This window comes from Streptomyces sp. NPDC005302 (genome assembly GCF_040607345.1).
Taxonomy (GTDB): domain Bacteria; phylum Actinomycetota; class Actinomycetes; order Streptomycetales; family Streptomycetaceae; genus Streptomyces.
In genome coordinates this window covers 25,183-37,778 of the sequence record NZ_JBEXGN010000033.1, presented here as the reverse complement: position 1 = coordinate 37,778, position 12,596 = coordinate 25,183, and the positions used below count along the sequence as shown (strand labels likewise).

The following is a 12,596-nucleotide window of genomic DNA, read 5'->3' as shown; positions in this document are numbered from 1 at the left end:
CTCCGGCGCGGTGCCCCGGTCCTCCCGGACCGGGGCACCGCGCCCTTCTCTTGCCTGCCTCTGGTGGTTCTCCTGCGAAACCCCGGCTCGCAATTTACCTATACCTGGTAAATAAGACATTTGGCTTAAGGTTGGCTCGATCGATCGCTCGACCAGATGCTCTGGCGACGGACAGACGTGTGGAGGACCCGGACCCGTGACAGTGCACCTCACCGAGCGGCAGGCTCCCGCCGCGACAGCCCCCGTCGTCCGCCCCCGGGGTCCTCAGGCCGCCACCAGGCCCCCGCGGGTCCGGCGGTTCGCCCTGGAGCTGGCGCGCTTCTCGGTCGTCGGGGGCAGCGGGGTCGCCGTCAACGTCCTCTTCTTCAATCTGGCCCTGCACGGACTGAACTGGGCGCCGATGGTCGCCACCGTGCTCGCCAGCTGCGTCGCGATGGGCACGAACTACCTCGGCTTCCGTTTCTTCGCCTATCGGGACCGGGCCTCGCGCACCCGCGGCCAGATCGCCCTCTTCTTCGCGTTCAGCGGGCTCGGTGTCGTGATGGAGAGCGCCCTGTTCTACCTCGGGTACCACGCGTTCGGGATGAGCGGCTCGCTCGGCTCGAACATCGCCAAGGTGCTGTCCATCGTGCTGGCCTCCGCGTTCCGCTTCGTCGCCTACCGGACCTGGGTCTTCCAACACGCGAAGAACGGGTGATAGCACACCATAACGGGGCGGGGTCCCTACGATAAATAGGATGAACGTGGATCAACATGGTGCGTCCGCCCCGTCCGGCACCGGGCCCTCCCGGCCGGCCGTCTCCGTGGTCGTCATCGTCTACAACGACACCGACCGGCTGCCCACGGCGGTCCGCTCCGTACTGGACCAGACGCTGCGCGCCGTCGAGGTCGTCATCGTCGACGACCGGAGCACCGACGGCTCGTACGACGTGGCGCGCGGACTGGCCGCCGCCCATCCCGGCCGGGTCCGCGCCTGCCGGCTGCCCGAGAACAGCGGCGGCTGCGGCGCCCCCCGCAACCGCGGCATCACCGAGGCCCGCGGCGACTTCGTGGTCTTCCTCGACAGCGACGACGTCCTGGAGCGCAACGCCTGCCGCAACATGCTGGAGGCCGCCGAGACCACCGGCGCCGATCTCGTCTCGGGGCTGTGCGTGCGCGTGCACGTCGACTCGCGCACGGGCAAGGAGGTCAAGTGGTACCCCTGGCTGTACGAGCGCACCCGCACGCTGGAGTCGATCTCCGAACTGCCCGACCTGATGGTCTTCGACACCCTGTCGACGAACAAGTGCTACCGCCGGCGCTTCCTGCTCGACGAGGACCTGCGCTTCCCCGTCGGCATCCACTACGAGGACCTGCTCTTCTCCGCCCAGGCCTACGCCTCGGCCCGCCGCATCACCCTCATCCCCAACCGGGTGTACGACTGGCGGGTCGCCGACAAGGCGGCGGCGAAGTCCATCAGCAACCGGCGTGACGAGATCGCCAACTTCGCGCACCGCATGGAGATCCACCGGCGCGTCGACCGGCTCCTCGCCGACAAGGGCCTGCTGGAGCTGAAGTTCGCCAAGGACGTCAAGTTCCTCAAGCACGACCTCGTGCTGCACCTGCGTGAACTGCCCTTCCGGGACGCGGCCTACCGCGAGGAGTTCGCCGCCATCGCCCGGCAGTACCTGGAGTCGATCGACCGCGCCGCCTTCGACGAGGCCGAACCCATCCACGCCGTCTGCGCCTACCTCCTCCAGGTCAGCGACTGGGACAACCTGCTGCCGGCCGTGGACACCCTCGCCAACCGCGACAAGATCTCCTCGCCGCTCGTCGAACGCGACGGCCGCGTGTACTGGTGCGCCGAGCACCTCGACGACCCCTTCGGCCGCCACGTCCTGGACGTCACCGACCTCGGGTACCACGCCCGGCCCGTCGAGAAGATGTTCCTGCGCGACGAACTCACCTCCTACGAGCCGGGTCCCGGCGGTGCCGTCCGGCTCGCCGGGCGCGTCACCAACCCGCTCGGGGTCATTCCGCCGGACGCCCGGCTCACCGCGGAGCTGGAGTTCTACGCCCGACGGCGCGGTGTGCGCTTCCGGACGTTCCGCTTCCCCGTGGCCCGTGTGCGGCACGCCGGCGACACCATCGCCTGGGAGGGCTCGGCGGACCTCACGGCCGTGCGCCCGCTCGGCGTCGTGGACACCGTCTGGGACGTACGGCTGCACCTCCTCGTCGACGGGGTCCGCACCACCACACGGCTCACCGCCGCCGAACCCGGCCTGATCGCGGGCCGGTCGCCCGTCCGGCCCCGGCTCACCCGGCTGGTCGCCGACCGGTTCGAGCCGGTCGTCTCCACACGCGGGCACCTGTCCTACCGGCTGGTCCCGGACAAGAGGGCGAACGCCCTCGTGCAGCGCGGTATCCACGGCAGGCCCGGGGCGCTCGCCAAGTCGGGTTACCGCAGGGCGCGTTCGCTGCGCAAGGACCTCACCTCGGGACCGGCCAAGATCCGCCTCTACCATGAGGTGTTCAGCCGGCTGCCCGTCCGGCGGCGCCTCGTCGTCTTCGAGAGCCACCTGGGCCGCCAGTACAGCGACAGCCCCCGCGCCCTCTACGAGGAGATGCGCCGCCAGGGCCTGGAGTTCGACGCGGTCTGGTCGTACGAGGGCCGGCCCGACGGGTTCCCGGACGACGCCACCCTCGTCCGCCGTTGGTCGCTGCCCTACCTGCGGGCGCTCGCGCAGGCCGAGTTCTGGGTCGACAACCAGAGCTACCCGCTCAAGCTCACCAAGCGGCCCGCGACCACGTACCTCCAGACCTGGCACGGCTCCGCCCTCAAGCGGATGGGCTTCGACGAACCGGAGTGGAAGCTCAAGTCGCGGACGGCGCAGGACGTGCAGCAGCGCACGCTGGACCGCTTCGACCGGTTCCTGATCCGCTCCGAGCACGACGTCCGCACCCTCGCGCGGGCCTTCCGGCTCCAGGAACGGACCCTGCTGCGGGTCGGCTACCCGCGCAACGACGAGCTCGTGCGGGCGCGGATGGCGGAGCGGGCCGGCGAATCGCGCGAACGCGGGCCACTGGCAGCGGAGTTGGGTATCCCCGAGGACAAGCAGATCCTGCTGTACGCCCCGACCTTCCGGGACCGCGGCAGCGGGCAGAAGCGGTTCGAGCTGCCCTTCGACGTGCAGCGCTTCGCCGACACCTTCGGCGACCGCTACGTCCTGCTGGTCCGCTCCCACTACCTGAACCACGTCGTGCTCCCGCCGTCCGTGCGCGGGCGCGTCATCGACGTCACCGCGCACCACGACATGACCCCGCTGCTCGCGCTGGCCGACGGACTGATCACCGACTACTCGTCGGTGATGTTCGACTACGCCCTCCTCGACCGGCCCATGTTCTTCTTCGTGTACGACTACGAGGAGTACGTGCACGAGGGCCGCGGCACCTACTTCGACCTGCTGGAGCGCGCTCCCGGACCCGTCGTGCGCACCGAGGACGAACTGCACGTCGTCCTCGGCTCGCTGGAGGAACAGAGCGTCAAGTACGCGCCGAAGCGCGAACAGTTCACGGCCGAGTTCGGCGAGTACGACCAGGGGACCGCGTCCCGCGACATCGTCGAGCAGTTCTTCGCGCACTGGAGGCGTGGATGACCGACTTCCCTCAGCGGGACATCTTCTTCGTCTCCAACAGCGTCGACGAACTCGGCGGGGTGACCAGCTGGTCGCACCAGATGGCCCGCCTCTTCATGGAACGCGGGCACCGCGTGCACGTCATCGGGATCACCGACCCCGACGTCCCGCAGGAGCTGGGCGAACTCCCGTACCCGACCACGACGTTGTACGAGGTCCGGCCGCCGCGGGTGCGTGCGGTGGGCGGGCTGCGCGGGCGGATCGACGTCGTCGAGCACCGGCGGCGGGCCGAACGGGCGGCCGGGATGCGGGAACGGGCCGGCCGCCTGACCGGACTGCTGCGGACGGCGCGGCCCGGCGGCGTCGTCATCGTCACGCAGGTGTGGGCCATGGAGTGGGTGGAACTCGCCGACACCACGGGGCTGACCGTCATCGGGATGAGCCACGAGTCCTTCGCGTACTCCCGGTCGACCTCGCGCTTCCGACGGGTCCTGAAGCACTACGAGGACGTCGACCGGATGCTCGCGCTCACCCGCGAGGACGCCGACCTGTGGATCAGGCAGGGCATGAACAACGCGTCCTTCATGCCGAACCCGCTGCCGTTCATGCCCGAGGTGCCCTCGCCGCGCACCGAGAACGTCGTCGTCAGCATCGGCCGGCTGCACGACCAGAAGGGCATCGACATGCTGCTCGACGCCTGGTCGGAGACGGCGCCGCTGCATCCGGACTGGCGGCTGCGGATCTACGGCTCGGGGGAGGACGAGGAGATCCTCAAGAAGCAGTGCACGGCCCTCGGGCTGGACGACTCGGTCGACTGGATGGGGCGGACGAGCGATGTGCCCGGCGCGCTGCGCGGCGGCTCGGTGTTCGTGCTCTCCTCGCGGGGCGAGGGGTTCCCGCTCGCCGTCATGGAGGCGATGGCCGCAGGGGTCCCGTGCGCGGCCTTCGACTGCGCGCCCGGCGTCCACGAGATCATCCGGGACGGTGAGGACGGTCTCCTCGCGAGCCTCGGCAACACCGGTGAACTGGCTCGCAGACTCGACACGTTGATGTCCGACAAGGCCTTGCGGGACGCCATGGGCGAGGCGGCGCGCGTGAACGTCCAGCGCTTCACGACCGGTGAGGTGGTCCGCGGGTGGGAGGAACTGTTCGCGTTCCTGGAGCGCTGAGGGCTGGGCACTGAGGGCTCAGCGCCGGAGGCTTGGGCGCAGAGGCCCGGAGCCCCGGAGCCCCAGAGACCCAGAGACGCAGAATCGCCGAGAAACGCCGGACGGGACGCGGGGCTTCGACAGCCCGCGTCCCGTCCGTTGCGGGCCGCTACTTGCCCGTGAACTTCTCGTACTCCTTGAGGACGTCCTCGGTGGGTCCGTCCATGCGCAGCTCGCCGCGTTCCAGCCACAGCACGCGGTCGCAGGTGTCGCGGATCGACTTGTTGTTGTGGCTGACCAGGAACACCGTGCCGGCGCTCTTGCGCAGCTCGCGGATGCGGGCCTCGGAGCGCCGCTGGAAGGAGCGGTCCCCGGTGGCGAGCGCCTCGTCGATCATCAGGACGTCGTGGTCCTTGGCCGCGGCGATGGAGAAGCGCAGCCGGGCCGCCATGCCGGAGGAGTAGGTCCGCATCGGCAGGGTGATGAAGTCGCCCTTCTCGTTGATGCCGGAGAAGTCGACGATCTCCTGGTAGCGCTCCTTGACCTGCTCGCGGGACATGCCCATCGCGAGGCCGCCGAGGTAGACGTTCCGTTCGCCGGTGAGGTCGTTCATCAGGGCGGCGTTGACGCCGAGCAGCGAGGGCTGGCCGTCCGTGTAGATCTTGCCGTTCTCCACGGGGAGCAGACCGGCGACGGCCTTGAGCAGTGTGGACTTGCCGGAGCCGTTGGTGCCGATCAGGCCGATGGCCTCGCCCCGGTAGGCGGTGAAGGACACGGACTTGACGGCGTGGACCTTGCGGACGCCCGCCGCCTTCTCGCTCTGCTTGCGGCGCAGCATGCGGTTGAGGGCGGCAGTCGCGCTGCCGCGTCCGGCGCCCGTGCCGTTGACGCGGTAGACGATGTCGACGCTCTCGGCGATGACGGTGGGGATGGGCTCCGGGCCCGCTCCGGACGCCGCCGCGGTGCCCTGCGGCGGAACGTCCTGCGTCGCCTGCGTCTGCTGCGTGATGGTGTCAGCCACGGCCGTAGGTCTCCTCAGCCTTCCAGAAGTAGATGAAGCCGCCGACGCCGGCGACGAGCGCCCAGCCCACCGCGAGGGCCCAGACGTGGTGCGGCAGCTGGTGCGCGTGGAAGCTGTCGATCAGCGCGAAGCGCATCAGGTCGATGTAGACGGCCGCGGGGTTGCTCTCCAGCAGGACCATCGCCCAGTGCGGCAGTTTGTTGTTGCTGAGCACCTTGTCGATGCTCCACATGACACCGGAGACGTACATCCAGGTGCGCAGCAGGAACGGCATGAGCTGGGCGATGTCCGGAGTGCGGGCGCCCATCCGGGCCATGACCATCGCCACGCCGGCGTTGAAGGTGAACTGGAGCACCAGCACCGGCACGGCGAGCAGCCACGAGGCGCTGACCGGCACTCCGAAGCAGAGCAGGATCACCACGAGCGCGGCCATCGAGAACAGCAGCTGCTGGAGCTGCTGGAGGGCGTACGACACCGGGAGCGCGGCGCGGGGGAAGTGCAGGGCGCGGACCAGGCCGAGGCTGCCGGAGATCGCCCGGGTGCCCGCCATGATCGAACTCTGCGTGAAGGTCCAGATGAAGACGCCGGTGACCAGGAACGGGATGTAGTCCGGGACGCCGTGCTTGGTACCGAGCAGGATGCCGAAGATGAAGTAGTAGACCGCCGCGTTCAGCAGCGGGGTCATCACCTGCCACACCTGGCCGAGCTTGGCCTGGCTGTACTGCGAGGTGAGCTTGGCGGTGGCGAACGCGGTGATGAAGTGGCGCCGCGCCCACAGCTGGCGGACGTACGCGGGCAGGCTCGGGCGGGCGCCGCTGACGGTGAGGCCGTACCGGGCGGCGGAGGCCGCGGCGGCGTCGGCGGGGGAGGCCGTCGTCGCTGTCGCGGGCGGGGTGTGGAGGACCTGGCTCACATCCGTTGCTTTCGCTCGGGGGGTGGGGTGCGGGGCGTCCTGACCATTTCGAGGACTGCTCTTTGCCGTTCTCTTACGTCGGGACGGGACCGTATCGTCGCAACGTGAGCGTAGGGCTGTCTACGTCGGAACGCAACCGTTTCGACGTAACGGCCTATGCTGGTCCGTATGACCACGAACGCCGACACAGCCGCGAGTGCCGCCACGCCCGCGCCTGCCGACGGGAAGGCCCCGCGTCGCCGGGCCCCCGCCGGTGCGGCCGTACTGAGGGAGGATGTGACCGAAGCGATCCGTGCCGCCGTCTTCGAGGAGCTCGCGGCCGTCGGATACGCCCGGATGTCCATCGAGGGCATCGCCCGCCGTGCCGGGGTCGGCAAGACCGCGGTGTACCGGCGCTGGCGCTCCAAGCGCCATCTCGTGCTCGACCTGGTCTCGGCGATCGCCGTCCAGGGACTGCCCGCCCCCGACACCGGCTCCCTGGAGGGCGACCTCCGGCTGCTCTACGAGGTCACCTCACGCGCCCTGCGGCACCCGGTGGCCGGCCAGATCATCCCCGACCTCCAGGCCGAGGCGGCCCGCAACCCCGAGATCGCGGACGCGCTCCAGAAGGCGCTGCGGGAGGGTCAGCAGGGCGTCGCGAGCGGCATCGTCGCGGCGGCCACCGCTCGCGGCGAGGTCCGCGAGGGCGCCGACCTCGAACTGGCCCTGGACCTGATGTCCGGCCCCCTGTACTGGCGGGCGGTCGTGGTCCGCGGCCCCAAACTCCCGAAGCCCTACCTGGCCGCCCTGGCCCGCACGACAGCGGCGGCGCTCAAGGCGTTGTGATCCCGTCGGCGGGCGTCCGGGGCCCGTCGGCCAGCCGGCCGGCGAGCCCCGCGACGTCGTCCGCCCGCAGGACCCGGCCGCCCGAACCCGGCAGGGGGACGTGCAGGGCCGCGGTCCACCGGCCGGGGATCGCGTCGTCCCCGTACACGGCCCCGGCGAGGGCGCCCGTCACGGCGGCGACCGTGTCCGTGTCGCCGCCGAGGTCGACCGCCGCGCGCAGGGCGTCCTCGAAGGAGTCCGTCGTGCGCAGCGCCCACACCGCCGAGCCGAGGCAGGGCCAGACCGCGCCGTTGAACTCGGTCGCCCTGTCCGGGTGCCAGTCGCCGGCGAGGACGGTCGCGTAGCGGGCGCGGTGGTCCGGGTGGACCGCGTCCAGGGTGTCGGGGAGCGCGGTGAGGGGATCGTGCCCGACCAGGGCGGTGCGGACGAGTTCGTGGAGGATCGCCGTGCCCTCCCAGGCCGCGCGGTCGCCGTGGGTGAGCGCGGCGATCCGGCGGGCGGCGGACATCGTGACGTCCCGGCCGCACGCGGCGAAGAACACCGCGGAGGTCGCCGCCCGCATCAACGAGCCGTTCCCGGCGGCGCGTTGACTTACCTGGAAGTGCAGGGCGGACGCGAGATCCCAGGGGTCGCCGCTCGTGAGGACCGCTTCCGTCTGGAGGCCGATGTCCTTCGGTTCGGCCGCCGCCCACCGCCGGAACCCGTCGAAGACGTCCGGGAGTTCGAGGCCGCCGTGCCGGACCAAGGAGTCGCCGACGATCACCGCCATCTGCGTGTCGTCGGTCGCCTCGCCCGGGTCCCAGCCACCGCCACCGCACATCTCCCCGCCCTGTCCGGGAACGGGGAAGCGCCGCGTGAACGCCCCTTCCGGCCCGAACTCGAAGGGAGCGCCCAGCGCGTCACCCACCGCGGAACCGAGGATCGTGCCGATGGCGGTCATGGGGCGAGCGTACGGGCGGTCGCGGGCGGGTTCGGACACCGGTTCCGGCACCGGTTCCGGCGTGCTGCCCGGGTGCGCCGCCCCGGACGGAGCCCCCGCCGAAGCGGTCGGGCCGTCAGCCCCGGTCCGCCCCTGGATGGTGGTGGGTCCAGCCCGTCCAGGCCGAGGTGATCATGTCCTCGACGTCGTAGCGGGCCTTCCAGCCGAGTTCGGTGGCGATGCGGGTGGCGGAGGCGACGACGCGGGCCGGGTCGCCGGGGCGGCGGGGAGTGGTGACCGGGGGGCGGTCGTAGCCGGTGACCGCGTTGATGCGGTCGATCATCTCGCGGACCGAAACGCCCTCGCCGCGGCCGATGTTGAGGGTCAGGCCGGCGCCGGGGGAGGCCCGCAGCGCGCGGGCCGCGGCGACGTGCGCCTCGGCCAGGTCGACCACGTGGATGTAGTCGCGGACGCAGGTGCCGTCGGGGGTCGGGTAGTCGTCGCCGAAGATGCGCGGCGGCGCGTTCTCCGTCAGCCTCTCGAAGACCATCGGGACGAGGTTGAAGACGCCCACGTCGGCCAGTTCGGGGCTCGCCGCGCCGGCCACGTTGAAGTAGCGCAGGGAGGCCGTGGACAGGCCGGTCGCGCGGCCCGTCGCGCGGACCAGCCACTCGCCCGCGAGCTTCGTCTCGCCGTACGGGCTCATCGGCACGCACGGCGTCTCCTCCGTCACCAGCTCCACGTCCGGCATGCCGTACACCGCGGCCGAGGACGAGAAGACGAAGGCCGTCACGGACGCGGCGGTCACGGCGTCCAGCAGGACGCGCAGTCCCTCGATGTTCTCCCGGTAGTAGTGCAGGGGCAGGTCCACGGACTCGCCGACCTGCTTCTTCGCCGCCAGGTGGACGACCCCGGTGATCGCGTGCTCCGCGAGGGTCCGGGCCACCAGTTCGCCGTCCAGGGTCGAGCCGACCACCAGCGGGACGTCCGACGGCACCCGCTCGGCGATCCCCGTCGACAGGTCGTCGTAGACCACGGCACCCTCGCCCGCCTCGCGCAGCGCGCGGACGACGTGCGCCCCGATGTAGCCGGCGCCGCCGGTGATCAGCCAGGTCATGTGGGCCGTCCCCTCGTCAGTGAGCCCGTGGTGCCCGGTCGCGCGTCCCCGTGCATCCCGTGCGGCCCCGCGTGTCTTCGCGTATCAGTGAAGCAGGCGCCCGGCCCTGCGGCGCAGCACCTCGGTCATTCCTCGCCAACCGGACGTGGTGCGCAGGGCGAGCGCGCCCGCGTGGGTCCGGTACGGCTGCAGGAAGTACACGCTGCGGACGCCGTGGTGGACGTCCGGGACGGCGCGGCGGCGCAGCAGGCCGGGGCCGCCCAGCGCGTGCGCCGTCACCTCCCGGCTCGTGCCGTCACGGAAACCGAGGGTCAGACGCAGGTCCCAGGTGCCCGGCTCCAGCTCGGACAGCTCCACCGGGGTCTCCGCCGTCCACACGTCCCCGTACCGGTCGGCCAGCAGCCGGGCCTCGGCGCGCGGGCCCGCCCGGCCGTCCTCGCGGCGGGTGAACACCACGTCCACCGATGCCGGACCGGCCTCGGCCATCCGGCCGTACAGCTCGTGCAGGCGCAGCCGCAGCCGGGTGCCCCGCGCGCGGACCCGCAGCTCCGCGTCGACGGCGGCCGGCAGCAGATGGGCCGGGCGCTCCAGGAAGTGCTCCAGGGTGACCTGGGGGAGGTCCGAGGACCAGACCGGGGTGCCGTCGGAGGCGCGGGCGTACGGGGGGAGCAGCCGGGCCGGGCGGGCCGCCAGTTCCCGCAGCCGGGGCAGGTCGCGCGGCCGGTGCGAGGCGAGCAGCACGCGGGCGAGGAGACGGCCGGGGGCGCTCGGGTTGAGGGTGAGGTCGGCCGCGTCGAACGTCGACAGGTACGCGCGCGTGTGGTCCCACCAGGCGCGGCGGTAGGCGGCGGTGCGCAACTCCAGTTCCCGCGTGTACATCCGCAGGTCGTGGTCGAGGAACTTGGCGTGCACGGCCCGCGCGAGCCGCTTCTCTCCGGCGCCGAGGAGGATCTCGTAGGCCGCCCGGTTCGCCTCGGTGCGCGCACGCCAGTTGGAGATGTCCGCGCGGTCGAGCGAGATGGACAGCCGCTCGGCGTCGCGCCGCACGTGCCACACGTAGACCGTGTCCGGGACGAGGGCGACGCGCGGCGCGGCGGCCAGTACGCGCGCGGTGAACACGCAGTCCTCGTAGGGGTAGCGGCCGTCGGGGAAGCGGATGCCGTGGTCGCGCAGGAAGTCGGTGCGGTACAGCTTGTTGACGCAGAGCGTGTCGTGCGCGAGACGCGGACGCCGGGAGGGGTTGGGGAGCACGGCGGGTCCCGCGTAGAGCGCGCGCTCCCAGGGGATCTCGCGGCCCGACGGCAGCTCACGGCGCACGCACAGCCCGGCCGCGACCTGGACGCCGTGCGCCTCGGCCGTGCCGAGCAGCGCGTCGACCGCGCCGGGCGACAGGACGTCGTCGCTGTCGAGGAACATCACGTACGGGGCGGTCGCCGCGTCGATGCCGTCGTTGCGCGGGCTGCCGCAGCCGCCGCTGTTGACGGCCCGGTGGACCACCGTCAGGCGGGGCTCCCCGGCCGCGAGCGTGTCGAGGAGGGCGGCGCTGCCGTCGGTCGAGCAGTCGTCGACGGCGATCACCTCGCGCACGGCGTCGCCCTGGGCGAGGGCGGAGCGCACGGCGTCCGCCACGTGGTCACCGTCGTCGTAACCGATGACGACGACGGTGACCTTCGCGCGATGAGGGGTCATGAGGGCGGTCCACGGTCCGGATTCGGATGAGTTGCGGCAATTCTCCGTTAAGGGGCGCTCAGTGTCCTGTCCGCACTCCGGCGAGGGCGCGGCGCGTGGCGCGCGTCCGGCGCTGGGGGATGCGGCCCGCGGTGGTCGGGGGCAGTCCGGACCGCCACAGCCGTACGAGTGACAGGCCCGCCGCGGCGGCCAGCAGGCCGTTGCGCACGAGCATCAGCAGACAGCCCGTCCAGGTGCTGTGGATCACCTCGCCGTACATCGCCGGGTACACGACCGTGCTGACCGCCGTCGCCGCCACGATCAGTGCGGCGACCGGGCGTTGGGTGGTGTGCCGCGAGGTCAGGCAGACGGCGGCCAGGCCCAGCAGCCACACCATGTACTGGGGGCTGATCACCCGGCTCGTCACGGTGAACAGCAGGACGGCGGCGAGCGCCGCGTCGAACGGCGTGGCCGCCGTCCAGTGCCGGGCCCGCACCCGCCACAGCAGCAGGATCCCGAACGCCGCGACGGTCAGGGCGAGGGAGCCGGCCGCGACCGAGCTGACGTACGGGCCCACGAACTCCATGGCGCCGTACTGGTAGCGGGCCGTTCCCGGCCAGCCGGCGTGGCGCGCGAACCCCAGCACCGTGCCGCCGAGCGATTCGATCTGCACGCCCCGGCCGCCCTGCTGGCGCAGGAAGTCGAAGGAGTTGCTGAACGCGGCGACGAGGACGGCGAGCAGCGCGGCGGCCGCGACCACGGCCGACGTCCAGGCCTCCCGGGTGGTCCGGCCCCGGGGTGTGCCGATCAGCGCGAGCGCGGGCCACACCTTCACGAGGGCGCCCAGCGCGGCGAACACCCCGCCCGCGCGCGGGGAGCGCGACAGCGCCAGCAGGGAGAGCACGGCGAAGGCGGTGACCTGCACGTCGTACCGGGCGAGCGGGATGTGCAGCAGCAGCGGCAGGCCCAGCACCCACAGCAGGGCGCCGCGCAGGCTGCGGCCGGCCCGCCGCCCCGCGCGCGTGAGCGCGACGGTGATCACGAGGTCTGCCACGAGGGTGAGCGCCACGAACGCCGTGACGTAGGTCAGCCACGGCAGCAGCGCGGGTGCCAGCAGGACGGGGCCCGCGCCGGGCGGGTACTGCCACAGCCGGTCGCCCGCCGGGAACGCGCCCTGCGACAGGACGCCGTACCAGCGGAAGTAGAGATGTCCGACCTCGCGGGACACGCCGCCCCGGCCGAGGAGACGGAGGTCGTCGTGGGCGAGGAGCCACAGCATCAGGGCGCGGGTGGCGAGCCAGACGGCGGCGAGGGCAAGCGGGCGGTGGTTCCTGAGGACGCTCATCAAGGCCGGATCGTAAGCCGCATGGA

At 71.9% G+C, this 12,596-nt stretch carries 10 protein-coding genes; 4 read left to right on the top strand and 6 right to left on the bottom strand.

Features of this window, described 5'->3' with window-relative positions:
• Window positions 1-196: 196 nt before the first annotated feature.
• From ABZT74_RS32420 to ABZT74_RS32410, 3 genes are read left to right on the top strand one after another with little or no spacing between them, the layout of a single operon-like run.
• A complete protein-coding gene (locus ABZT74_RS32420) occupies window positions 197-697 on the top strand; it encodes a GtrA family protein (protein WP_356440788.1) in 501 nt (166 codons plus the stop codon).
• 40 nt (window positions 698-737) lie between these two features.
• The gene (locus ABZT74_RS32415) at window positions 738-3,635 is read left to right on the top strand and encodes a CDP-glycerol glycerophosphotransferase family protein (protein WP_356440785.1); all 2,898 of its coding nucleotides are present in this window, start codon (window positions 738-740) and stop codon (window positions 3,633-3,635) included.
• Entirely contained in the window at window positions 3,632-4,783 is a 1,152-nt protein-coding gene (locus ABZT74_RS32410; protein WP_356440782.1) for a glycosyltransferase, read from the top strand. Before ABZT74_RS32415 ends, ABZT74_RS32410 begins: the two co-directional genes overlap by 4 nt.
• A gap of 148 nt (window positions 4,784-4,931) precedes the next feature.
• Here the strand turns inward: ABZT74_RS32410 and ABZT74_RS32405 are convergent, their stop codons facing one another.
• Both ABZT74_RS32405 and ABZT74_RS32400 read right to left on the bottom strand, forming a co-directional pair.
• Complete coding sequence (locus tag ABZT74_RS32405) at window positions 4,932-5,693, bottom strand: ABC transporter ATP-binding protein (protein ID WP_355863771.1); 762 nt, start codon at window positions 5,691-5,693, stop codon at window positions 4,932-4,934.
• Window positions 5,694-5,775: 82 nt separating this feature from the next.
• Complete coding sequence (locus ABZT74_RS32400) at window positions 5,776-6,696, bottom strand: ABC transporter permease (protein ID WP_356440779.1); 921 nt, start codon at window positions 6,694-6,696, stop codon at window positions 5,776-5,778.
• A 156-nt stretch (window positions 6,697-6,852) separates the two neighbouring features.
• Between ABZT74_RS32400 and ABZT74_RS32395 the strand changes: the two genes are divergently transcribed.
• Complete coding sequence (locus ABZT74_RS32395) at window positions 6,853-7,521, top strand: TetR/AcrR family transcriptional regulator (protein ID WP_355862731.1); 669 nt, start codon at window positions 6,853-6,855, stop codon at window positions 7,519-7,521.
• Here ABZT74_RS32395 and ABZT74_RS32390 read toward each other — a convergent pair.
• From ABZT74_RS32390 to ABZT74_RS32375, 4 genes are all read right to left on the bottom strand, one after another.
• A complete protein-coding gene (locus ABZT74_RS32390) occupies window positions 7,508-8,461 on the bottom strand; it encodes an ADP-ribosylglycohydrolase family protein (RefSeq protein ID WP_356440776.1) in 954 nt (317 codons plus the stop codon). The two genes, ABZT74_RS32395 and ABZT74_RS32390, sit on opposite strands and share 14 nt — an antisense overlap.
• A 115-nt stretch (window positions 8,462-8,576) precedes the next feature.
• Window positions 8,577-9,557 (bottom strand): UDP-glucose 4-epimerase GalE, encoded by a 981-nt coding sequence (gene galE / locus ABZT74_RS32385; protein WP_356440773.1) that lies wholly within the window; start codon window positions 9,555-9,557, stop codon window positions 8,577-8,579.
• Window positions 9,558-9,641: 84 nt separating this feature from the next.
• Window positions 9,642-11,246 carry a glycosyltransferase family 2 protein gene (locus ABZT74_RS32380; RefSeq protein WP_356440770.1) on the bottom strand — a complete coding sequence of 535 codons (1,605 nt, stop codon included), beginning with the start codon at window positions 11,244-11,246 and terminating at the stop codon, window positions 9,642-9,644.
• Window positions 11,247-11,304: 58 nt separating this feature from the next.
• Window positions 11,305-12,570 carry a glycosyltransferase 87 family protein gene (locus ABZT74_RS32375; RefSeq protein WP_356440767.1) on the bottom strand — a complete coding sequence of 422 codons (1,266 nt, stop codon included), beginning with the start codon at window positions 12,568-12,570 and terminating at the stop codon, window positions 11,305-11,307.
• Window positions 12,571-12,596 lie beyond the last annotated feature (26 nt).